Origin of the sequence: Klebsiella sp. Q11 (assembly GCF_964241505.1) — a bacterium.
GTDB classification, from domain to species: domain Bacteria; phylum Pseudomonadota; class Gammaproteobacteria; order Enterobacterales; family Enterobacteriaceae; genus Klebsiella; species Klebsiella michiganensis.
The window spans coordinates 156,834-177,391 of sequence record NZ_CAXSXW010000009.1 but is presented as its reverse complement, the minus strand read 5'-3'; the positions used below and the strand labels follow the sequence as shown (position 1 = coordinate 177,391).

Annotated in this window: 23 protein-coding genes and 1 other RNA gene; 7 read left to right on the top strand and 17 right to left on the bottom strand. The window is 55.3% G+C overall.

Going from position 1 to position 20,558, the window contains the following annotated elements; translation table 11 throughout:
- The first annotated feature begins 65 nt into the window (after positions 1 to 65).
- The 3 genes from garK to ACESQ2_RS16745 all read left to right on the top strand — a co-directional run bounded on the left by garK (position 66) and on the right by ACESQ2_RS16745 (position 2,503).
- The gene (garK, locus tag ACESQ2_RS16755) at positions 66 to 1,211 is read left to right on the top strand and encodes a glycerate 2-kinase (RefSeq protein ID WP_014226948.1); all 1,146 of its coding nucleotides are present in this window, start codon (positions 66 to 68) and stop codon (positions 1,209 to 1,211) included.
- A gap of 32 nt (positions 1,212 to 1,243) precedes the next feature.
- Positions 1,244 to 1,622: RNase P RNA component class A (gene rnpB / locus ACESQ2_RS16750), an RNA gene on the top strand.
- A 470-nt stretch (positions 1,623 to 2,092) separates the two neighbouring features.
- Entirely contained in the window at positions 2,093 to 2,503 is a 411-nt protein-coding gene (locus ACESQ2_RS16745; RefSeq protein WP_014226947.1) for a Spy/CpxP family protein refolding chaperone, read from the top strand.
- Positions 2,504 to 2,536: 33 nt separating this feature from the next.
- Here ACESQ2_RS16745 and ACESQ2_RS16740 read toward each other — a convergent pair whose 3' ends face one another.
- The gene (locus ACESQ2_RS16740; RefSeq protein ID WP_162934508.1) at positions 2,537 to 2,698 is read right to left on the bottom strand and encodes a hypothetical protein; all 162 of its coding nucleotides are present in this window, start codon (positions 2,696 to 2,698) and stop codon (positions 2,537 to 2,539) included.
- A gap of 24 nt (positions 2,699 to 2,722) precedes the next feature.
- Positions 2,723 to 3,424, bottom strand: coding sequence for a pirin family protein (locus ACESQ2_RS16735; protein WP_014226945.1), 702 nt, complete (start codon positions 3,422 to 3,424; stop codon positions 2,723 to 2,725).
- A 104-nt stretch (positions 3,425 to 3,528) separates the two neighbouring features.
- On the opposite strand from ACESQ2_RS16735, the gene ACESQ2_RS16730 reads away from it, so the two are divergent.
- Positions 3,529 to 4,425, top strand: a complete 897-nt coding sequence (locus ACESQ2_RS16730; RefSeq protein WP_014226944.1) for a LysR family transcriptional regulator — start codon at positions 3,529 to 3,531, stop codon at positions 4,423 to 4,425.
- 36 nt (positions 4,426 to 4,461) lie between these two features.
- On the opposite strand, the gene ACESQ2_RS16725 is transcribed toward ACESQ2_RS16730, so the two are convergent.
- From ACESQ2_RS16725 to ACESQ2_RS16675, 11 genes are all read right to left on the bottom strand, one after another.
- Positions 4,462 to 4,830 (bottom strand): DUF805 domain-containing protein, encoded by a 369-nt coding sequence (locus ACESQ2_RS16725; RefSeq protein WP_004105984.1) that lies wholly within the window; start codon positions 4,828 to 4,830, stop codon positions 4,462 to 4,464.
- Positions 4,831 to 4,956: 126 nt separating this feature from the next.
- The gene (locus tag ACESQ2_RS16720) at positions 4,957 to 5,943 is read right to left on the bottom strand and encodes a glutathione S-transferase family protein (protein ID WP_373170938.1); all 987 of its coding nucleotides are present in this window, start codon (positions 5,941 to 5,943) and stop codon (positions 4,957 to 4,959) included.
- A gap of 69 nt (positions 5,944 to 6,012) precedes the next feature.
- Positions 6,013 to 6,405 carry a DoxX family protein gene (locus ACESQ2_RS16715; RefSeq protein WP_004125512.1) on the bottom strand — a complete coding sequence of 131 codons (393 nt, stop codon included), beginning with the start codon at positions 6,403 to 6,405 and terminating at the stop codon, positions 6,013 to 6,015.
- A 344-nt stretch (positions 6,406 to 6,749) separates the two neighbouring features.
- Positions 6,750 to 7,049, bottom strand: a complete 300-nt coding sequence (locus ACESQ2_RS16710) for a YqjK-like family protein (RefSeq protein ID WP_004854457.1) — start codon at positions 7,047 to 7,049, stop codon at positions 6,750 to 6,752.
- Positions 7,046 to 7,444 carry a phage holin family protein gene (locus ACESQ2_RS16705; protein ID WP_004854455.1) on the bottom strand — a complete coding sequence of 133 codons (399 nt, stop codon included), beginning with the start codon at positions 7,442 to 7,444 and terminating at the stop codon, positions 7,046 to 7,048. Before ACESQ2_RS16705 ends, ACESQ2_RS16710 begins: the two co-directional genes overlap by 4 nt.
- Positions 7,445 to 7,446: 2 nt before the next feature.
- On the bottom strand, positions 7,447 to 7,752 hold the full coding sequence (locus tag ACESQ2_RS16700) for a YqjD family protein (protein WP_014226940.1): 306 nt from the start codon (positions 7,750 to 7,752) through the stop codon (positions 7,447 to 7,449).
- Between the two features lie 45 nt (positions 7,753 to 7,797).
- On the bottom strand, positions 7,798 to 8,166 hold the full coding sequence (locus tag ACESQ2_RS16695; protein WP_014226939.1) for a DUF1090 domain-containing protein: 369 nt from the start codon (positions 8,164 to 8,166) through the stop codon (positions 7,798 to 7,800).
- Positions 8,167 to 8,315: 149 nt separating this feature from the next.
- Positions 8,316 to 8,693 (bottom strand): EnvZ/OmpR regulon moderator MzrA, encoded by a 378-nt coding sequence (mzrA, locus tag ACESQ2_RS16690; RefSeq protein ID WP_161506366.1) that lies wholly within the window; start codon positions 8,691 to 8,693, stop codon positions 8,316 to 8,318.
- 8 nt (positions 8,694 to 8,701) lie between these two features.
- Positions 8,702 to 9,364 (bottom strand): DedA family general envelope maintenance protein YqjA, encoded by a 663-nt coding sequence (gene yqjA, locus ACESQ2_RS16685; RefSeq protein WP_004125499.1) that lies wholly within the window; start codon positions 9,362 to 9,364, stop codon positions 8,702 to 8,704.
- A 336-nt stretch (positions 9,365 to 9,700) separates the two neighbouring features.
- Positions 9,701 to 10,477, bottom strand: a complete 777-nt coding sequence (exuR, locus tag ACESQ2_RS16680; protein ID WP_004854448.1) for a transcriptional regulator ExuR — start codon at positions 10,475 to 10,477, stop codon at positions 9,701 to 9,703.
- Positions 10,478 to 10,604: 127 nt separating this feature from the next.
- Positions 10,605 to 11,906: an MFS transporter gene (locus tag ACESQ2_RS16675; RefSeq protein WP_046878304.1), complete on the bottom strand. Its 1,302-nt coding sequence runs from the start codon at positions 11,904 to 11,906 to the stop codon at positions 10,605 to 10,607.
- Between the two features lie 481 nt (positions 11,907 to 12,387).
- Here ACESQ2_RS16675 and uxaC point away from each other — a divergent pair, with 481 nt between their 5' ends.
- From uxaC to ACESQ2_RS16660, 3 genes are all read left to right on the top strand, one after another.
- Positions 12,388 to 13,800, top strand: a complete 1,413-nt coding sequence (gene uxaC / locus ACESQ2_RS16670; protein WP_373170935.1) for a glucuronate isomerase — start codon at positions 12,388 to 12,390, stop codon at positions 13,798 to 13,800.
- Positions 13,801 to 13,818: 18 nt separating this feature from the next.
- A complete protein-coding gene (locus ACESQ2_RS16665) occupies positions 13,819 to 15,306 on the top strand; it encodes a UxaA family hydrolase (RefSeq protein ID WP_014226935.1) in 1,488 nt (495 codons plus the stop codon).
- Positions 15,307 to 15,690: 384 nt separating this feature from the next.
- Positions 15,691 to 16,245, top strand: coding sequence for a YgjV family protein (locus tag ACESQ2_RS16660; RefSeq protein WP_014226934.1), 555 nt, complete (start codon positions 15,691 to 15,693; stop codon positions 16,243 to 16,245).
- A gap of 18 nt (positions 16,246 to 16,263) precedes the next feature.
- Here the strand turns inward: ACESQ2_RS16660 and sstT are convergent, their stop codons facing one another.
- The 4 genes from sstT to ACESQ2_RS16640 form a co-directional block, all read right to left on the bottom strand.
- Positions 16,264 to 17,511, bottom strand: coding sequence for a serine/threonine transporter SstT (sstT, locus tag ACESQ2_RS16655; protein WP_014839615.1), 1,248 nt, complete (start codon positions 17,509 to 17,511; stop codon positions 16,264 to 16,266).
- Between the two features lie 254 nt (positions 17,512 to 17,765).
- Positions 17,766 to 18,734 carry a TerC family protein gene (locus tag ACESQ2_RS16650; RefSeq protein WP_286115367.1) on the bottom strand — a complete coding sequence of 323 codons (969 nt, stop codon included), beginning with the start codon at positions 18,732 to 18,734 and terminating at the stop codon, positions 17,766 to 17,768.
- Positions 18,735 to 18,984: 250 nt separating this feature from the next.
- Positions 18,985 to 19,974 (bottom strand): Gfo/Idh/MocA family protein, encoded by a 990-nt coding sequence (locus ACESQ2_RS16645; protein WP_373170933.1) that lies wholly within the window; start codon positions 19,972 to 19,974, stop codon positions 18,985 to 18,987.
- Between the two features lie 69 nt (positions 19,975 to 20,043).
- Positions 20,044 to 20,547 carry a M48 family metallopeptidase gene (locus ACESQ2_RS16640; protein ID WP_373170932.1) on the bottom strand — a complete coding sequence of 168 codons (504 nt, stop codon included), beginning with the start codon at positions 20,545 to 20,547 and terminating at the stop codon, positions 20,044 to 20,046.
- Positions 20,548 to 20,558: the final 11 nt, after the last annotated feature.

Sequence of the window (20,558 nt, the reverse complement as noted above, 5' to 3'; positions counted from 1 at the left end):
CAAGAAGGGCGCGGATGCGCGCCCTGTAATTCTTGCCTCGCGCGGCACTGTCAGGCTACATAACTATGAAAATCGTAATCGCCCCAGACTCTTATAAAGAAAGCCTCTCGGCCACCGAGGTTGCTCAGGCTATAGAAAAAGGTTTTCGGGAAATTTTCCCCGATGCGCTCTACGTGAAGGTTCCTCTCGCCGATGGCGGAGAAGGTACCGTTGAGGCGATGATTGCCGCGACGCAGGGAACCGAAATGAGCGCCTGCGTGACGGGGCCGCTGGGTGTTCCGGTTAATGCCTGCTGGGGGCTCTCCGGCGACGGCAAAACCGCGTTTATCGAAATGGCTGCGGCCAGCGGGCTGGGGCTGGTGCCGCCCGCTCAGCGTAACCCGCTATTGACGACGTCGCGCGGTACCGGCGAGCTGATTTTGCAGGCGCTGGATCATGGGGCGAAAAATATCATCATTGGCATTGGCGGCAGCGCCACCAATGACGGCGGCGCGGGGATGGTTCAGGCGCTGGGCGCGCGTCTCTGCGATGCCAATGGCGTGGAGATTGGCAACGGCGGCGGTAGTCTGTGTAGCCTCAATTCGATAGATCTCTCCGGTCTTGACGCGCGACTGCATGATTGCGCTATTCGGGTCGCCTGCGATGTCACCAATCCGCTGACTGGCGATACCGGCGCATCAAGGATATTTGGTCCGCAGAAAGGGGCTACCGAAGCGATGATCCGCGAGCTGGACAGCAACCTGGCGCACTATGCGGACGTTATTAAGGCCGATCTGCATGTCGATGTGAAGCAGGTTGCCGGCGCGGGCGCGGCGGGCGGTATGGGCGCAGCGCTGATGGCGTTCCTGAACGCTGAATTACGCAGCGGGATTGAAATCGTGACCCAGGCGCTGAATCTGGAAGAGCATATCCTCGATTGTTCGCTGGTGGTGACCGGTGAAGGCCGGCTGGATAGCCAGAGTATTAACGGTAAAGTGCCGGTTGGCGTGGCGAACGTGGCGAAAAAGTATCATAAGCCGGTAATTGGCATTGCCGGTAGTCTGACCCGGGACGTCGGCGTGGTTCACCAGTATGGGATTGATGCGGTGTTTAGCGTACTGACCAGCGTAACGACGCTCGAAGAGGCGTTTCGCGGCGCGGCGGACAATATTTATCATGCGTCGCGTAATATTGCGGCGACATTGCAGGTTGGGATGGCGACGGAAGGATGACAACCGTCGGTAAACCCTCTATACTGCGCGCCGAAGCTGACCAGACAGTCGCCGCTTCGTCGTCGTCCTCTTCGGGGGAGACGGGCGGAGGGGAGGAAAGTCCGGGCTCCATAGGGCAGGGTGCCAGGTAACGCCTGGGGGGCGCAAGCCCACGACCAGTGCAACAGAGAGCAAACCGCCGATGGCCCACGCAAGTGGGATCAGGTAAGGGTGAAAGGGTGCGGTAAGAGCGCACCGCGCGTCTGGTAACAGTTCGCGGCACGGTAAACTCCACCCGGAGCAAGGCCAAATAGGGGTTCATAAGGTACGGCCCGTACTGAACCCGGGTAGGCTGCTTGAGCCAGTGAGCGATTGCTGGCCTAGATGAATGACTGTCCACGACAGAACCCGGCTTAACGGTCAGCTTCAACTTTCTACAAAACCCCTGCCAGCGATGGCGGGGGTTTTTGCTTCATATGGCAGGTTGAAACACAGGACAGATGAATGACTGTCCACGACGCTATACCCAAAAGAAAGCGGCTTAACGGTCAGCTTCCTCATTCAAAGAAAACCCTCGTCAGCAATGGCGGGGGTTTTTGCTTCATACGGCAGGTTGAAACAGAGGGCAGATGAATGCCTGTCCACGACGCTATACCCCAAAAGAAAGCGGCACAATGGAGGAAACAGGTCTGCCATCAACCGCATTATGACTCATGCGGTTATGCGTTCTTCTTGCTTAATTAATATATTTAAAATAAATGAATTCAATTATGGCATTCATGTTTATTATGTATCTCCTGATTTAACTACATTTATGCGAACTATTTTTTACATTTCGTCATCGGCTTATGAAAAATAATAGCCAGCCACATCGGTGATAATTAATCAGGATAAAACAAAAAATGAAATTAATGACTCGCATTGCAGTGACAACCGTCCTCGCTACGGGCTTCTCAATGGCGGCACAGGCTGCGGATGTTAACGCTGCGCCAGCCCCGGCGCAGGATCCGATTGTCCAACACTTAAAACTGACCCAGGATCAGGTAACGAAAATTAAAAGCCTGCACCAGCAGCTGGAAAAAAACGTTCAGCAGATCTCCCAGAAGGATATTAAAGACGGCGTATTATTTGATGTGATTGATTCCGGAAAATGGAATGAAAAAGCGGTCAAAGATCAGCTGGCGGCGTTTAGTAAAGTCGAACAGCAGGTCCGCTATTATCGCGTGAAGTACTATTTTGATGTGAATCAGGTCCTGACGCCAGAACAGCGTAAGCAGGTCCAAAAAGATTTAGCTCAGGCGCTGAGTGAGTAAATCTATCGGCCCCGGCCGGGGCCGATATTGACGTCAGGCGACGCTTTCTTCTTCCTGGAGCCGTATCTCCGCTTCTGCGACGATCGCCTCCAGTTCGCTCAACATCTCTTCATAACCAAAGCTAACCGTTGTTATGGTTTCTGGCTGCGGCTGCGATGCTGCCAGCACCGCTTTTTTTGTTTTCTTCTTGCCCACTGACACACTCCCTTACTGCCGTTGTTACACAGGTAAATCTATCAGCAAAGCGCGCAGCGGCGTATCGGCAACGAGGGTAATGTTAGCTTCGTCACGAATAAACGCGCCGTCGCCGCAGGTCAAAGCCTGTTTCTCTTCTTCCTGCACTCGCGCATGTACCGTGCCGTGAATCGACTGCAGGTAGGCGCGCGGGCCGTGGAGCTGCACGTTAAGCTGCTCGCCTTTCGCCAGATTGATATGGTGGATCCATACCTGCTGGCGCAGCTGGAGACTGTTCTGGCTGCCGTCCGGCGAAGCCAGCAGCTGCTGCGCTCCCTCGGCGATAGCGATTTTTTGCACCAGCGGGTTTTCATGCTGCGGGCAGGCGTCCAGCCACAGCTGGATTCGCGTCAGCGAGCTCTCTTTGCTCAGGTTGTGCTCGCTGTAGCTCACGCCGGGCTGGGTGGATATCAGCAGCGCTTCGCCAGCTTTAGCCTGGATATGGTTGCCATCGCTGTCGCGGTATTCCGCTTCACCTTCCAGTATCAGGTTCAGAATGTCGACTTTCGGATAGGTACGCGGCTGGAACGACGCGCCGGGCGCCAGGACTTCCTGGTTGAGCACGCGCAGCGACGCGTAACCTAGCAATTTCGGGTCGAAGTAGTGGCCAAAGGAAAAGGTGTAGCGGGCCTGCAGCCAGCCGAAGTCGGCTTGACCGCACTGTTTGGCTGTTCGGGTTGTAATCATCTTCTTGACCTCTCTTTACACTAAATCAATGGTAAAGGTATGGACGCTGTATTGTTAGCCAGATATTCTGCCCGGTATGTTCAAATTTCCTGAATGAGAGAACGATGGCTAAAGAGAGAGCATTAACGCTGGAAGCGTTACGCGTTATGGATGCGATTGACCGGCGCGGAAGCTTTGCGGCGGCGGCTGATGAGCTTGGTCGAGTGCCTTCAGCGCTCAGCTATACCATGCAAAAGCTGGAAGAAGAGCTGGATGTCGTTCTGTTTGACCGTTCAGGTCATCGAACAAAATTCACCAACGTTGGCCGAATGCTGCTCGAGCGCGGGCGCGTTCTGCTGGAAGCGGCGGATAAGCTGACAACCGATGCCGAAGCGCTATCGCGCGGCTGGGAAACGCACCTGACCATCGTCACCGAGGCGCTGGTACCCACCACCGACCTGTTTCCGCTAATTGAAAAGCTCGCGACCAAATCGAACACTCAGCTGTCGATTATTACCGAAGTGCTGGCCGGAGCATGGGAGCGTCTTGAGCAGGGGCGGGCGGATATTGTCGTTGCGCCGGATATGCATTTCCGTTCCTCCTCGGAAATTAACTCCCGTAAGCTCTACTCGGTTATGAGCGTCTACGTTGCCGCGCCCGACCATCCCATTCACCTCGAGCCTGAGCCGCTTTCTGAAGTCACGCGCGTGAAGTATCGCGGCGTGGCGGTGGCGGACACCGCCCGCGAACGTCCGGTGCTGACGGTGCAGCTGCTTGATAAACAGCCGCGATTAACCGTGAGCTCGATCGAAGATAAACGCCAGGCGCTGCTGGCAGGGTTGGGCGTCGCCACGATGCCCTATCCGCTGGTTGAGCGGGATATTGCCGAAGGGCGCCTGCGGGTGGTCAGCCCGGAGTACAGCAACGAGATCGACATTATTATGGCCTGGCGCCGGGACAGCATGGGTGAGGCAAAATCATGGTGTCTGCGGGAAATCCCGAAGCTATTTATGGCAAGATAAAACAAAATGCGCCCCTTTTTGACGAGGGGCGCATGGTCAGTAAGAGGTCGGTTTCGGGTCCGGCCCGAAGCGGTTATTGCCGGGAGTGCCGTTCTGGCAATTGAAGACCAGGATCACCAGCCAGCCGATCACGGGGATCAGCAGCAATAACAGCCACCATGCCGAGCGGTCGGTGTCGTGCAATCGACGAAACTGCACCGCCCACCACGGTAAGAATATCAGCACGCCATAGATGGTCGTCAGAATGCCTTCCCCTCCTGCGCGCTGCCATCCGAGCATTTTATCAATAATGCTGAGTACGCCGGTCAGGATGATGTTGACCAGAATAAACATCCAGTACTCTTTGCGCCGGGCGCGGCCGCCAAATCCAATGTAGTTTTTTAATACTTTAAGATACCAGTCCATTTTTACGCCTCGATTAACCGTCAATCACTTGTTTTTAAAGCGATCGAAATAAGAATAGACGTGAATGAAATGCTGGTAAATATTTGTTTTGTGAATTATTGGGCGCGGTAAAGGGCGCCCAACGGATTAGCGGAAGCGAAGATCGCGGCCGTGCGGTTCGTTAAGATCCTGCTGCGGGCCGACGGAGATAATCCCGGTTGGGTTGATCGTCTTATGGCTACGGTAGTAATGGTTGCGAATATGGGCAAAATCCACCGTTTCCGCGATGCCCGGCATCTGGTAGATATCGCGCAGGAAGCCATAAAGATTGAGATAATCGCTGATGCGGCGTTTGTCGCATTTAAAGTGGGTCACATACACCGGGTCGAAACGAACCAGGGTGGTCCACAGACGAATATCGGCCTCCGTCAGCTGGTTACCGGCCAGGAAGCGGTGTTGACCAAGGATTTGTTCCAGACGCTCCAGAGACGTAAACACCGCATCGACCGCTTCGTCATAGGCCTGCTGGCTGGTGGCGAATCCGGCTTTATAGACCCCGTTGTTGACGTTGTCATAGATCCAGCCGTTCAGCTCATCAATTTGCGCGCGCAGCTCAGGCGGGTAGTAATCTCCAGCGCGGGCACCCAGTCCGTCAAATGCGGTATTCAACATGCGGATGATTTCCGCCGACTCATTGCTGACGATGGTTTGCTGCTTTTTATCCCACAATACCGGCACCGTGACGCGCCCGCTATAGTGGGGATCGGCATGCAGATAAAGCTGATAAAGAAATTCGTGCTGGTAGAGGGTATCGCCCGTCGCTGCCGGGAAGCTATCGTCGAAAGTCCAGCCGTTCTCGAACATCAGGGGGTTGACCACGGAGACGGAGATAAACGGCTCCAGTCCTTTCAGGCTGCGCAGGATCAGGGTGCGATGCGCCCATGGGCAGGCCAGAGAAACGTACAGATGGTAACGGTCTTTTTCCGCAGCGAACCCGGCTTCGCCGCTTGGGCCCGGCGCGCCGTCGGCGGTTAGCCAGTTGCGAAAGGCGGACACAGAACGTTTAAATCGCCCTCCGGTGGATTTGGTGTCATACCAGGTATCGTGCCAGACGCCGTCAACTAATTGTCCCATTATTTCCTCCTTCAGATAGCAAAAGCGAGGAGAAGTCCCCTCGCTTTTTTATTTACTAGTATAGTGCGCTTACCACTTTTTATTCAGGACGCGGTCGATACTAAAGGCGCCTGGACCGGTGATAGCCAGCAGCAGGAAGCCGCCTGCGATGCTCAGGTTTTTCATGAACATCAGCGAGTTCACGCCCTCAGCAAAGTTGCTGTGGAACAGAAACGCGGTCAGCACGGTGAAGCCTGCGGTGAACAGCGCGGTGGTGCGGGTCAGGAAACCGAACAGAATCGCCAGACCGCCGCCGAATTCAAGCAGGATAACCAGCGGCAGCATAAACCCAGGGACGCCCATGGCTTCCATATATTGTTGAGTACCCGCATAACCGGTGATTTTTCCCCAACCTGCGGTGATAAACAGAATGGGCATCAGAATGCGCGCTACCAGTACACCAACATCTTCTAATTTTTTCATTTCTTACTCCAGAAAACCCAAAGGGCGGCGATTTTGTTTTTTGGTGCAATCCTGCGTAGTTACGCGGGCTTGCTGTCGATGGAGAGGATATTAGCGAGGATGAGATGTGATTGTTAGCAAGGAAAACTGTAGATCTTCTTCAAAGTTTCTGAGTAATTATTGATAAAGGACATGAATGTAAGTGGGGCTGTAGCGGGTCGTACAGGCGGTGCTGCGCAAAATGACGGCAGACGCTGAAAGGCGAAAGCGGTCTGCTGGTGAGCAAGAAGAGGGGCAAACCTGACGGGGACAGTGGGGCGAGAGGGATGCCGGGCGGCGGCTGGCGCCGGACCCGGTCATTAGCCTTAGCGCGAGGTGGACTGACGCAGCAGATTGCGTGCCATCCGCCAGGTGCTCCAGATACCGAGGCTGCGCTTTGCCCAGCGCATCAAAAAGCGCGGATGGCGAACGGACCATATTGCCACGATGCCGCTGCCGACCATCGCCCATGAACGCAGATTGAGGAAGGTGTTCCAGCCGCGATCAATGGGCGCGGTCGCTTCAATCCAGTGGCGGTGGCTGGCGCTAAGGTCCAGCCGCTGCTGTTGGATCAGGCGCAGCAAAAGCGCTTTTTGTCGTTCGCGTTCCTGCTGTTCGCGGCTCATGGCTTATCGTCCTCCAGCAATGCGCGGTCGTTAGCCAGCTCCTGACGCGTGAAGCGCAGGAACGTTGAACGTCGGGCTTTGCGTAAGGTCCAGATACCGCCAATGAGCGCTGCCAGCAGCAGGATAGCGGTGGTGGCGATCATCACATTGAGCCGATACTGCGCATCGACGGCCCAGATGATGAGCACCAGCATGCTCATCAGCCCGAACGCGGCAAACAGCAGCGTCAGCCCGAGCATCAGGAACAGCTGGAAGAGATTGGCTTTCTCCTCTTCCAGCTCCACGACGACCAGGCGCAGGCGCGTTTCCACCATCTCGACCAGCAAAGTGACTATTCGCTGACCGATGCCGAAAACGCTTTGCCCGGGTCCTTGCGTGCTTTTAGAGTTCGCCATAATTAACGACGCGTCAGCAGGACACCCAGTACCAGCCCGACGGCAGCACCAATTCCCACGCCGGTCCAGGGGTTTTCACGGACGTATTCATCTGCACGCGCAGCGGTTTCTCGCGTTTGCTTCAGGAGAGCATCGCTGGTTTCACCCAGTCGAGCACGGCTTTCCTTCAGCGCGCTTTCGGCTTTACTGCGCAGCTTACCAATCTCTTCTTTCGACTTATCCGTGGAGGAGTTCAGCACTTCTTCCAGGGTATCAGCCAGCGTCTTCAGTTCCGCACGCAGGTCTTCTGCAACGTTATCTTTAGCCATGTTTATCTCCTGTTAAAGTGGTCCATATTGGTCTTGCTTAATCGATTAGTACTCGCGAGACTGCAGCTCTTTCAGTTCCTGCTGCGCTTCATCAAGTTTACGTTGACGCTTGCTGATTTTGTCAGCATCGCCTTTCTGTTCGGCTTCGCGCAGGTCGTTCCGACGTTCGGTAATTTCTTCCTGCTGTTTGGCGATTTTTTTCTGGTGATCGGCTTTGAGCTGGCTGTCGCTGCAGTGCGCTTTTACTTCGCTCAGCGCCTTTTTCAGACCGTCAATACGGTGCTGGTTATGATGCTTTTCTGCGTAGCTGATCTCCCGCTGGATATCCTGCTCTTTTTCCTGGCAAGGGGAGATGGCAAAGGCGCTGGCGCTCAGTGATGACAGAACCAGGATCAAAGCGATGCGGTGTTTCATGGATACGACCTTCCATTGTGTGGGGGAATATCTCAGAATATCCCCTATCCAGTTGAGTAACGTGAGTCTGGTGACGCCCGCAAACTTAATGATAGTAAGTAAACCGGGAAATCACCAAACAGGGTGAATATATTCGGAATTTTCGTGGATTACCCGAATCTGTGCGGCGTATCGCGCAGGCGCGAAATCCATGCGGTAGGCGAATCATCGTCTTCCACTAAAGCGATAATATAACCATGCGGTAGAGCGCGGCCCAAAACTTCTTTTGCCGCAGCGCCCTGAGCGCTGGAGTCAAACTTGATAAGCAAACCGTCATTCTGCGGCGTAATGCTTTTAAAACGGATACCGTTAGCGTCGAGATGGTGCCAGACGGAAAAACCGTCCGGCATGCTGATACCCTGACTAACGGGACGAATAGCCAGCGTGGATTCCTGCTGTTGCACGGTGAGCCAGAGCCAGAACAGGCCGCACAGGAGTAGCGAACCGCCCAGCACCCAGCTTATCTGACGCAGAGAGGAGCGTGTCATCTCCATCGTTAGCCCCGGCTTCTGTATTTTTTCTTCCACAGGACAATCAGCGAACCTATCAGGCCAAACACCAGCAGCGCGACGGGCAGCAGCATCAGGCAGGACATCAGCTGATCTTCATACTTCAGGAATACCGGCGTTTTCCCCAGCAGGTATCCCAGCGAGGTCAGAATCAGAACCCACAGCAGCCCGCTCATCCAGTTAAAAAACTGGAAGCGTGCGCTGCTCAGGCCTGATAGCCCGGCGATGGTCGGCAGCAGCGTACGAACGAAAGCGATAAAGCGGCCAATCAGCAGTGCGGAAAGCCCGTGCTTATGGAACAGGTGATGCGCGCGCTGATGATAGTGCGAAGGGAGGTGCGATAGCCAGTTTTGTACGATTCGCGTATTGCCAAGCCATCGGCCCTGAATATAGCTCAGCCAGCAGCCGAGACTTGCCGCCGCGGTGAGCAGCAGCAGCGTTTCCGGAAAGCCCATCGCGCCTTTGGCTATCAGGACGCCGACCAGCACAAGCAGGCTATCGCCGGGCAAAAAGGCGGCGGGTAGCAAACCGTTCTCAAGGAACAAAATCATAAATAAGACAAAGTACAGCATGCCAATCATGGAGGGATTAGCGAGAGTTTCGTAATCCTGAGCCCACAAGGCGTTCAATAATTGGGTTAATAGTTCCATTCACGATTCCTGGTACATCGGTTAACGGCACGTCTGAACGCGGTATATGCACGGCGACATAGCTTTTTATTAGATTATGGTCGCTACTGCGCTCTGAACGGTTCCCTGTTTAAAAGTGAAGTAAGCCAAAGCTAACTCTCAGAACGACAAAATGCATCTAATTGTAACAAACCCGCTGACTTTACGTCATAGAAATTGCAGTTTGTTGCATTCTGATTTTGCTGATTGCGAAGGAGGGTGGCGAGTGTATTTACACAGGCTGACACTATATATGCTTTGCTTACCCTGAGGCTTTACGGGCAGCGGAGGAATCGCTGCCCTGCAGAAGGAGAACGTCTATTTTACGCCGTTGGCGGCCGTATCGAGATGAACCACGGGATTATCGGCAAACAGGTAGCGATCGGCATTGAATTCAAAGTCGTCGCTGGTTTCGTTGAACAACATCAGCTTGGTATTTTCCAGATGCTGCCACATCGCCAGCTTAGCCGCATGCGGATCTTTGCGAATCAGCGCTTTAAGAATTTGGTCATGATCGTCGCACCAGTTATCGACGGTACGTGAGTCGATATGGTCGTGCAGTTTTTTCCAGTACGGGTTATGCACGCGCTGGGTCCACATTTTTTCGACGATAGCGGCTAACGCCGTATTTTGCGTCGCCAGCGCGACCTGCACATGGAACTGAAGATCCCATTCGGAATCGCGGAAGCACTTCTCTTTACGCGCTTTTTCCTGGATTTCCATCAGCTTCATGATGTCCTGCTTGGTCACCTGAGTCGCCGCGAATTCGGCAATATTGCTTTCTATCAGCTGACGGGCCTGCAACAGCTCAAAAGGACCATAATTGGCAAATTCCAGCGATTCGTCGGCAATTTGCTGATGTTTTGGATGATTAGAGATGACGTGGATGCCGGAGCCTTTGCGGACCTCAACGTAGCCTTCAACTTCCAGCATAATGATGGCTTCGCGAACCACGGTACGACTTACGCTTTTTTCATCAGCGATAAACCGCTCTGCGGGTAGCTTATCGCCCACAAGGTAGACACCTTGTTCAATGCGCGTTTTAAGCTCAGCAGCAAGCTGCTGATACAGACGACGCGATTCAGTGATTTCCATATTCGCTCCCGGGAGATGGCGACAATATTGGATTTGTTATACCACTTTTACGCGCTTCTCACCATAAGAAGAGACGAAAAAGCCGCCTTAATCAAGGCGGCTTTCGGAGGGGATAACTCGCGTGCCTCTAGCTTTGCGTGGCGGGTTTACTCGTTTCCAGCGGTGTCGTGTCGTCATCCGCCGATTTATTTTTCAGCACGGTCCAGATAACCACGGCGCCCAGCACATCGAAAACCGCCAGCACGGCGAACAGCGGGCTAAAGCCGATAGTGTCCGCCAGTGCGCCAACCACCAGGGCAAACATCGTGCTCGCCAGCCAGGCGGCCATACCGGTCATGCCGTTCGCCGTCGCCACTTCGTTACGCCCAAACACGTCGGAAGAGAGGGTAATTAACGCACCGGACAGCGCCTGGTGAGCAAAGCCGCCGACGCACAGCAGGGCGATAGCGACAAACGGGCTGGTGAACAGACCGATCATCCCCGGGCCAATCATCAGCACCGCACCCATGGTGACGACCATTTTGCGCGAAACGATGAGGTTTACGCCAAACCAGCGCTGGAACAGCGGCGGCAGATAGCCCCCAACGATACAGCCAAGATCGGCAAACAGCATCGGCATCCACGCAAACATCGCGATCTCTTTCAGGTTAAAGCCGTAGACTTTAAACATGAACAGCGGGATCCAGGCGTTGAAGGTCCCCCACGCCGGCTCGGCAAGGAAGCGCGGCAGGGCGATACCCCAGAACTGACGGTTGCGCAGAATCTGCCACGGCGACATTTTCTTGCCGTTGTTGGTCTGATGCTGAGATTCCTGGCCGCCGATAATGTAGTCGCGTTCTTCTTCAGTTAATTTTTTCTGATCGCGCGGGTGTTTGTAGAAAATCAGCCACGCCATCGCCCAGGCAAAGCTCAGAACGCCGGAGATAATAAACGCCATCTGCCAGCTGTGCATCACGATGGCCCAAACCACCAGCGGTGGGGCAATCATGGCGCCGATCGAGGAGCCGACGTTGAAGTAGCCAACGGCGATTGAACGCTCTTTTGCCGGGAACCATTCGGAGCTGGCTTTCAGGCCCGCAGGGATCATTGCCGCTTCGGCGGCACCCACCGCGCCGCGCGCCAGCGCCAGACCGCCCCAGCTTCCCGCCAGCGCCGTAGAGCCGCAGAACACCGCCCATGCGATAGCAAAGAAGGCATAGCCGATTTTAGTGCCTAAAACATCCAGCACGTAGCCGGCAACGGGTTGCATAACGGTATAGGCAGCGGAATAGGCCGCGATGATATAGGAATACTGTTGGGTGGAGATGTGTAACTCTTCCATCAGAGTCGGCGCAGCTGCCGCCACAGTGTTACGCGTCAGGTACCCCAGCACGGTACCTAACGTCACCAGTGCGATCATGTACCAACGTAACCCTTTAATTTTACGCATGTAAACCTCATCGTTTGTTATATATCCGCAGCGGGTGCGGCTATCTTCCAGCCCTGTAACTGAGGCGAAGAAGGTGAAACGGAGGGTTCAGGAGAGGAAACCTCGTATGGCCCGAACCTTGCCATTAACTGTTGTGTCTAATTCGGTGTCCATACCGGTAAATCCGACGTGATAGTTCGTCGGTAATGCATTCCGTCGGTTTATATGTTTCGACGGCAGCAAGATAACTTGTCATACAACTTCAAAAGTTGAGTGACGTCACAAAAGTGGGAAAGTTTGTGTGGGCATTCGTTCATGCGAAAAAGGCCAGAGCTGGCGCGCTCTGGCGGGGCGTTTACTCCTTTGATGGTACTTTTTTTGTCATCGTTTATTGATCTAACTCACGAAAAATACTTCGGCCTGTGGAAATTGGTGTGATAACTTTGTCAGCATTATAGTCAATCATCTGATGGGCTCCCCAGGGGGCGAAGAGGACACGAAAATGACACCGTTTATGACCGAAGATTTTCTGCTTGATACCGAGTTTTCCCGCCGCCTGTACCACGATTACGCGAAAGACCAGCCGATTTTTGACTATCACTGCCACCTGCCGCCGCAGCAGATCGCGGAGAATTATCGTTTCAAAAATCTGTATGACATCTGGCTGAAAGGCGATCACTATAAATGGCGCGCGATGCGTACTAACGGCGTAGCCGAGCGTTTGTGCACCGGCGATGCTTCCGATCGCGAGAAATTTGACGCCTGGGCGGCCACCGTACCGCATACCATCGGTAACCCGTTATACCACTGGACGCATCTTGAGCTGCGCCGTCCTTTTGGTATTACAGGTAAGGTTCTCTCTCCGGCGACGGCGGATGAAATCTGGAATCAGTGCAACGATCTGCTGGCGCAGGATAGCTTTTCCGCTCGCGGCATCATGCAGCAGATGAACGTGAAAATGGTCGGCACCACCGACGATCCGGTCGATTCGCTGGAGCATCACGCCTCCGTCGCTAAAGACAGTTCATTCTCCGTGAAAGTACTGCCGAGCTGGCGCCCGGACAAAGCCTTCAACATCGAACAGGCCACCTTCAACGACTACATGGCGAAGCTGGGTGAAGTGTCTGACACCGACATTCGCCGCTTTGCCGACCTCCAGTCCGCGCTGACCAAACGTCTGGATCACTTCGCCGCTCACGGTTGTAAAGTGTCTGACCACGCGCTCGACGTGGTGCTGTTCGCCGAAGCCAACGAAAGCGAACTGGATAGCATCCTGGCGCGTCGTCTGGCGGGTGAAGCCCTCAGCGAGCATGAAGTCGCGCAGTTCAAAACGGCGGTTCTGGTCTTCCTCGGCGCGGAATACGCCCGTCGCGGCTGGGTGCAGCAGTACCACATCGGCGCGCTGCGCAACAACAACCTGCGCCAGTTCAAACTGTTAGGGCCGGATGTAGGGTTTGACTCCATTAACGACCGCCCGATGGCGGAAGAGCTGTCCAAACTGCTCAGCAAACAGAACGAAGAAAACCTGCTGCCGAAAACGATCCTCTACTGCCTGAACCCGCGCGACAACGAAGTGCTGGGTACCATGATCGGCAACTTCCAGGGCGAAGGCATGCCGGGCAAGATGCAGTTCGGTTCCGGCTGGTGGTTCAACGATCAGAAAGACGGTATGGAACGTCAGATGACCCAGCTGGCGCAGCTTGGCCTGCTGAGCCGCTTTGTCGGGATGCTGACCGATAGCCGCAGCTTCCTCTCCTACACCCGTCATGAATACTTCCGCCGCATCCTGTGCCAGATGATTGGCCGCTGGGTTGAAGCGGGAGAAGCGCCGGCGGATATTCAGCTGCTGGGCAAGATGGTGAAAAACATTTGCTTTAACAATGCGCGTGACTACTTCGCCATTGAACTGAACTAAGACCAGAGGTCGGTTGATATGCAATACATTAAAATCCATTCGCACGATAACGTCGCGGTAGCGTTGGCGGATATGGCGGCAGGCACGGTAGTCACCATTGACGGCGATACGGTCACGTTGGCGCAGGATATTGCGCGCGGGCATAAGTTTACGCTGCGCGGCATTGCGAAGGGAGACAACGTCATTAAGTATGGTCTGCCGATAGGGCATGCGCTGGCGGATATTGCGCCGGGGGAACATATCCACTCCCATAATACGCGTACTAACTTAAGCGATCTCGACGCGTACAGCTATCAACCGGATCTGATCGAACCCGCCGCGCAGCCGGCGGATCGCGACATCCAAATTTATCGTCGCGCCAACGGCGAAGTCGGGGTGCGCAACGAGCTGTGGATCCTGCCGACCGTCGGCTGCGTCAACGCCATGGCGCGCCAGATGCAGAACCGTTTTCTGAAGGAAACCAACGACGCGGAAGGTATCGACGGCGTTCATCTCTTCAGCCATACCTACGGCTGCTCACAGCTCGGTGACGATCACATCAACACCCGTACCATGCTGCAAAATATGGTGCGCCACCCGAACGCCGGGGCGGTACTGGTGGTCGGCCTGGGCTGCGAAAACAATCAGGTTGATGCCTTCCGCGAAACGCTGGGCGAGTTCGACCCTGACCGCGTCCACTTTATGATCTGCCAGCACCAGGATGACGAAGTGGAAGCCGGGCTGGAGCATCTGCGCCAGCTGTATGAGGTGATGCGCCACGACAAGCGCGAGCCGGGTAAGCTGAGCGAACTGAAGTTTGGTCTTGAGTGCGGCGGCTCTGACGGCTTGTCCGGCATCACCGCAAACCCGATGCTGGGCCGCTTCTCGGATTATCTGATTGCCAACGGCGGCACCACCGTGCTGACCGAAGTGCCGGAAATGTTCGGTGCCGAGCAGCTGCTGATGAGCCACTGTCGCGATGAAGAGACGTTTGGCAAGCTGGTGACGATGGTTAATGATTTCAAACAGTACTTTATCGCTCATGACCAGCCGATTTATGAGAATCCATCGCCGGGCAACAAAGCGGGCGGTATCACGACGCTGGAGGATAAGTCGCTGGGCTGTACGCAGAAAGCGGGCTCCAGCCAGGTGGTCGACGTCCTGCGCTACGGCGAGCGGCTAAAAGTGCACGGCCTGAACCTGCTGAGCGCCCCGGGCAACGATGCGGTTGCGACCAGCGCCCTGGCCGGCGCGGGCTGCCATATGGTGCTCTTCAGCACCGGTCGCGGCACGCCGTACGGCGGTTTTGTGCCAACGGTGAAAATTGCCACCAACAGCGAACTGGCGGCAAAGAAAAAACACTGGATCGACTTCGATGCCGGTCAGCTGATTCACGGTAAAGCGATGCCGCAGCTGCTGGAGGAGTTTGTCGATACCATTGTGGCCTTTGCGAACGGTAAGCAGACCTGCAATGAGCGTAATGATTTCCGTGAGCTGGCTATTTTCAAAAGCGGCGTCACCCTTTAATTACTCGTCATCTTTCGCACCACCGCTGTGTTGGCAGCATTTATCCACCCCGGTCACTTACTTCAGTAAGCTCCCGGGGATGTCTAAACTTGCCGCCTTGCTGTGGCGCGAAATCTTTAGAGTAATAAAAGGGCGGTATTCCGGAAGCGGCGTTTCAGATAATGATGCGCCGTTTTGTCTTATACCCTAAATAATTCGAGTTGCAGGACAAAGCACTTGTGCTTTGAACAGCGCTGGCGCTGGCCCCGAAGGGGCGAGACCGCAGGCCGAGTAACGCGGCAAGTGAGCGAATCCCCGGGAGCTTACTGAAGTAAGTGACCGGGGTGAACGAACGCAGCTAACGCACATGCAACTTGAAGTATGACGGGTATATAAGGACTTTTCATGACCGCATACTGGCTTGCCCAGGGCGTCGGCGTTATCGCCTTTCTGATCGGTATTACGACCTTTTTCAACCGCGATGAGCGTCGCTTTAAGCTACAGCTGGCCGTCTATAGCGCCACCATTGGCGTGCATTTCTTTTTGATGGGCGCCTGGCCGGCGGGAATGAGCGCCGAGCTGAATACCGTCCGCACCCTGATCTCCATGCGCACCCGCAGGCTGTGGGTGATGGCCCTGTTTATCGTGCTCACCCTGGTGCTGGGGCTGGCGAAGCTGCAGCACGCCATGGAGCTGCTGCCGATTATTGGCACCCTGGCCAGTACCTGGGCGCTCTTTCGCTGCTCGGGTCTAACCGTCCGCTGCGTCATGTGGTGTTCGACCGCCTGCTGGGTGATCCACAACTTTTGGCTGGGCTCGATCGGCGGCACCCTGATTGAAGGCAGCTTCCTGTTGATGAACGGTCTGAATATCATCCGATTCCGGCGGATGCAAAAGCGCGGTATCGATCCGTTTAAAGCGGAAAAGGCGGGGCAGAAAGAGAACCCCTCCGCGCGTTAGCGGAGGGGAGAGGTGAGATTAACTGCGCAGGGCGTTTTTCGCCAGCTGTTCGTCTTCAGCGATACAGGCGGCGGCGGTGAACAGCGCATCGGTCGAGGAGTTCAGCGCGGTTTCGCAGGAGTCCTGCAGAACGCCGATAATGAAGCCCACGGCGACCACCTGCATGGCGATATCGTTCGGGATACCAAACATATTACAGGCCAGCGGGATCAGCAGCAGCGACCCGCCCGCCACGCCGGAGGCGCCGCAGGCGCACAGCGAGGCGACGACGCTCAGCAGCAGCGCGGTCGGCAGATCGACCGGAACATTAAGCGTGTGTACGGCCGCCAGGGTCAGAACCGTGATGGTAATCGCCGCGCCGGCCATGTTTATGGTCGCGCCCAGCGGAATAGAGACCGAATAGGTATCGCGATCCAGATTCAGCTTTTCGCACAGGGCCATATTCACCGGAATGTTGGCGGCGGAGCTGCGGGTAAAGAAGGCATATACGCCGCTTTCGCGCAGGCAGGTCATCACCAGCGGATACGGGTTGCGGCGGATTTTCCAGAACACCAGCAGCGGGTTAATCACCAGCGCCACCAGCAGCATACAGCCAACCAGCACCAGCAGCAGCTGGGCATAGCCCCACAGGGTTTCAAAACCGGTCGTCGCCAGCGTGGAAGCGACCAGGCCGAAGATACCCAGCGGCGCAAAGCGAATCACCACTTTAACGATAAAGGTGACCGCGTGGGACATGTCGTTAATCAGATTTTTGGTGGTTTCATTGCCGTGGCGCAGCGCGAATCCTAAACCGACGGCCCATACCAGAATCCCGATATAGTTGGCGTTCAGCAGCGCGTCAATGGGGTTAGAAACCATGCTCATCAGCAGCCCGCGCAGGACTTCGACGATACCCGACGGTGGGGTGATGCTCTCTGCCGCCGCGTTCAGGTGCAGCGTTGACGGAAAGAGGAAGCTGAACAGCACCGCGGTTAACGCGGCGGCAAAAGTCCCCAGCAGATAGAGGAACAGAATCGGGCGAATGCTGGTTTTCTGCCCCTGCTGATGGTTGGCGATAGAGGCCATGACCAGCATCAGTACCAGCACCGGCGCCACCGCTTTCAGCGCGCCGACGAACAGCGTCCCCAGCAGCCCAACCGCCACGGCGGCCGGTTTTGAGACCGTCGCCAGCAGCACGCCGAGTATCAGACCAATTAAAATTTGTTTGACCAGACTGCCCTGAGCCAGTCGCCGTAGCAGGGTCGATCGGGGTGATGGGGTTGCCATAATTCATTCCTTCCAGTGATGTCGCGGTCCGTCCCGGCTACGTGTTATTTGTAACGTTTATGTCCGGATGTAAATAGATGTTTGCCTGGTTGAGTATACGGAAAGAACGCTTCTGGGGAAGGGTAAAATGCTGTTTATCGCGCTGAGATCTTATTTTTTAACTATGTATTAACTATTTTGTGACATGAGTAAGAATAATGCGCGGCAAACGTTGCCGACCGGGTGAAACGGGTCTTCACCCGGCCGTTTACGTCTTACTGCAGCTGTTTTTTCCGATCGTTGTGCTTATTGACCCAGGCGTTGATCAGCAGCGTCAGCACCAGAATACCGCCGACCACGCCCAGCGAAATGCCGATGGGAATATGGTAAAAATCGACAATCAGCATCTTGATGCCGATAAACACCAGAATCACCGACAGGCCGTACTTCAGCATGGAGAAACGCTCCGCGACGCCCGCCAGCAGGAAATACATCGCACGCAGGCCGAGAATCGCGAACAGGTTTGAGGTCAGCACGATAAACGGATCGGTGGTCACGGCGAAGATGGCCGGAATGCTGTCGACGGCAAAGATAACGTCGCTTAGCTCGACCAGAATCAGCACCAGCAGCAGCGGCGTGGCGTAGATAACGCCGTTTTTGCGGGTAAAGAAGCGTTCACCCTCGATTTTATCCGTCATGCGCAGATGATTGCGGATCCAGCGTACCAGCGGTTTATCGCCGATCCCGGAATCGTCCTCTTTCGCCAGCGCCATCTTCACGCCGGTAAACAGCAGGAATGCGCCGAAGACGTAGAGCAGCCATTCAAACTGAGAAATCAGCCAGCTGCCGGCGAAGATCATGATCGTACGCAGCACGATCGCGCCCAGTACGCCGTAAACCAGCACTCTGCGCTGTAGCGCAGGAGGAACGGCAAAGTAGCTGAACAGCATCAGCCAGACGAAGACGTTATCCACGGCCAGCGCTTTCTCGATCAGGTAGCCGGTGAGGAACGCCAGCGCTTGCGGGTCGGCCACGGCGCGACCTTCGGTCTGCACCAGATACCACCAGAAAGCGGCGTTAAACAGCAGCGAGAGGGTAACCCAGAGAATGGACCAGCCAGCGGCCTGCTTCATGGTCATGCTATGCGCACCACGCCGTCCCTGCAGCAGCAGATCGATAGCCAGCATGATGACCACGACCACTGCGAATCCGCCCCATAACAACGGTGTGCCGACAGTATTCATTACTATTTTCCTTACATAAAAACAAAACGGCTGACGTCGGAAGACGGCAGCCGCTGCGCTTTTATGCATAGACCTCGCCTTCCGGCAAGGTCTCACTTACAACAAGAATCTGTTGCCCGGCGACCGGATGCGGTTTTTCACGCATCGTAATGACGATCGGCCGGCAAGGAAGTTACTCCCCTTTGCGCGTAACAAAGTATTACAGGTTATAAATGGCGTCAATGGAGGCCGACGGACCATTTACACAGCTTTACGCCACCGGTTGACTATCCGCCGGGAAGACCACGCCGGTCTGGCGACGAATTTCGCTCAGCAGCTTCGCCGTGATGCGGCTCACTTCCAGACCCGGATGAGCCACCTCGTTGGCTTCGACCAGACGAGCGAACTCCTCCGCTTCATACAGCATCGTATTGATATGCTGCGGCTGGGTGAGATCCTGAGACTTGCCGCCGCGCGGCACGAAGCACACTTTCTGGCATTCGGAGATTTTTTCGATCACCAGCGCGCCGGCTTCGCCCTGAATTTCGCTGGGGATGGCGGAATCGCTGACCTTCGAGTGGTGCAGGGTGACATCAAAATCCCCGTAGCTGAGAACGACCGTGCCCAGGCCATCGACGCCGCTTTCCAGCAGGCTGGCGGTTGCGTGCACCGCGCGAGGCTCGCCCCACAGCGCCACCGCGGAGGCCAGACAGTAAAAGCCGATGTCCATGATCGAGCCGTTAGAGAAGGCCGGATTGAAGGTGTTGGGATTTTCACCGTCGAGATAGCGCTGATAGCGGGAAGAGTACTGGCAGTAGTTAATAAAGGCTTTGCGCAGCTTGCCGATCTTGTCGAACGACTGTTTAAGCAGCTGGAAGTTTGGCAGGCTGGCGGTTTTGAACGCTTCGAAGAGCACCACGTTATTTTCCCGCGCCGTTTTGATCGCGGCTTCAACTTCCTGCAGGTTCGAGGCCAGCGGTTTTTCGCAAATCACGTGCTTTTTATGGCGCAGAAACAGGCGGGTTTGCGGGAAGTGCAGCGAGTTTGGGCTGGCGATATAGATCGCGTCAACGTCAGGGCTTTGCGCTAAATCTTCCAGCGAAGTGAACAGATGTTCGACGGGATAGTCGCTGGCGAAGGCCTGGGCTTGCTCAAGGCTGCGGGAGTAGATGGCGGTGAGTTTATATTTGCCGGTTTCATGGGCGGCATCGACAAACTGCTTGGTTATCCAGTTTGTGCCAACAACTGCGAAACGTATCATAAACGTTGACGAACTCCGTAAAAGGGACCTTTCGTCACTGTAGCACGCCATCATGACAAAACCAGTGCGCTATGGCGCAGAACGCTCTAACGAAAGCTGGGTCAGCCACAGGCGGGTATCAAACTCCAGCTGATGGTACTGTGGCTCCATATGGCAGCACAGCTGATAGAACGCTTTGTTGTGCTCTTTTTCCTTCAGGTGCGCCAGCTCGTGCACCACGATCATCCGCAGAAAATCCTCCGGCGCATCGTGAAAGACGGTGGCGACGCGAATTTCGGCTTTGGCCTTCAGCTTGCCGCCCTGAACGCGGGAGATGGCGGTATGCAGGCCGAGCGCGTTGTTGAGCACGTGGATCTTGTTGTCGTACATCACCTTATTGATCGGCGCCGCGCCGCGCAGATAGCGGGACTTCAGATCCTGGGTATACTGGTACAGCGCTTTATCGTTGTTGATATCGTGGCCCTGCGGATAGCGCTTTTTCAGCACCTCGCCGAGACGGTTCTGTTCGATTAACGCGGTGACCTGCGCAAGCAGGGATTCAGGGTAGCCCTGGAGATAGGTTAAAGTGCTCATGCAGCCTGTTT

What these genes read in the sequence shown, in the direction of transcription:
- ACESQ2_RS16720 (WP_373170938.1), bottom strand. Translation starts at nt 5,943, where the DNA reads ATGGGACAATTAGTTGACGGCGTCTGGCACGATACCTGGTATGACACC.
- ACESQ2_RS16660 (WP_014226934.1), top strand. Translation starts at nt 15,691, where the DNA reads ATGACCGCATACTGGCTTGCCCAGGGCGTCGGCGTTATCGCCTTTCTG.
- ACESQ2_RS16705 (WP_004854455.1), bottom strand. Translation starts at nt 7,444, where the DNA reads ATGGCGAACTCTAAAAGCACGCAAGGACCCGGGCAAAGCGTTTTCGGC.
- yqjA (WP_004125499.1), bottom strand. Translation starts at nt 9,364, where the DNA reads ATGGAACTATTAACCCAATTATTGAACGCCTTGTGGGCTCAGGATTAC.
- garK (WP_014226948.1), top strand. Translation starts at nt 66, where the DNA reads ATGAAAATCGTAATCGCCCCAGACTCTTATAAAGAAAGCCTCTCGGCC.
- ACESQ2_RS16730 (WP_014226944.1), top strand. Translation starts at nt 3,529, where the DNA reads ATGGCTAAAGAGAGAGCATTAACGCTGGAAGCGTTACGCGTTATGGAT.
- ACESQ2_RS16725 (WP_004105984.1), bottom strand. Translation starts at nt 4,830, where the DNA reads ATGGACTGGTATCTTAAAGTATTAAAAAACTACATTGGATTTGGCGGC.
- exuR (WP_004854448.1), bottom strand. Translation starts at nt 10,477, where the DNA reads ATGGAAATCACTGAATCGCGTCGTCTGTATCAGCAGCTTGCTGCTGAG.
- ACESQ2_RS16650 (WP_286115367.1), bottom strand. Translation starts at nt 18,734, where the DNA reads ATGAATACTGTCGGCACACCGTTGTTATGGGGCGGATTCGCAGTGGTC.
- ACESQ2_RS16745 (WP_014226947.1), top strand. Translation starts at nt 2,093, where the DNA reads ATGAAATTAATGACTCGCATTGCAGTGACAACCGTCCTCGCTACGGGC.
- ACESQ2_RS16710 (WP_004854457.1), bottom strand. Translation starts at nt 7,049, where the DNA reads ATGAGCCGCGAACAGCAGGAACGCGAACGACAAAAAGCGCTTTTGCTG.
- ACESQ2_RS16645 (WP_373170933.1), bottom strand. Translation starts at nt 19,974, where the DNA reads ATGATACGTTTCGCAGTTGTTGGCACAAACTGGATAACCAAGCAGTTT.
- ACESQ2_RS16695 (WP_014226939.1), bottom strand. Translation starts at nt 8,166, where the DNA reads ATGAAACACCGCATCGCTTTGATCCTGGTTCTGTCATCACTGAGCGCC.
- sstT (WP_014839615.1), bottom strand. Translation starts at nt 17,511, where the DNA reads ATGGCAACCCCATCACCCCGATCGACCCTGCTACGGCGACTGGCTCAG.
- ACESQ2_RS16640 (WP_373170932.1), bottom strand. Translation starts at nt 20,547, where the DNA reads ATGAGCACTTTAACCTATCTCCAGGGCTACCCTGAATCCCTGCTTGCG.
- ACESQ2_RS16675 (WP_046878304.1), bottom strand. Translation starts at nt 11,906, where the DNA reads ATGCGTAAAATTAAAGGGTTACGTTGGTACATGATCGCACTGGTGACG.
- ACESQ2_RS16735 (WP_014226945.1), bottom strand. Translation starts at nt 3,424, where the DNA reads ATGATTACAACCCGAACAGCCAAACAGTGCGGTCAAGCCGACTTCGGC.
- ACESQ2_RS16665 (WP_014226935.1), top strand. Translation starts at nt 13,819, where the DNA reads ATGCAATACATTAAAATCCATTCGCACGATAACGTCGCGGTAGCGTTG.
- ACESQ2_RS16715 (WP_004125512.1), bottom strand. Translation starts at nt 6,405, where the DNA reads ATGAAAAAATTAGAAGATGTTGGTGTACTGGTAGCGCGCATTCTGATG.
- mzrA (WP_161506366.1), bottom strand. Translation starts at nt 8,693, where the DNA reads ATGACACGCTCCTCTCTGCGTCAGATAAGCTGGGTGCTGGGCGGTTCG.
- uxaC (WP_373170935.1), top strand. Translation starts at nt 12,388, where the DNA reads ATGACACCGTTTATGACCGAAGATTTTCTGCTTGATACCGAGTTTTCC.
- ACESQ2_RS16700 (WP_014226940.1), bottom strand. Translation starts at nt 7,752, where the DNA reads ATGGCTAAAGATAACGTTGCAGAAGACCTGCGTGCGGAACTGAAGACG.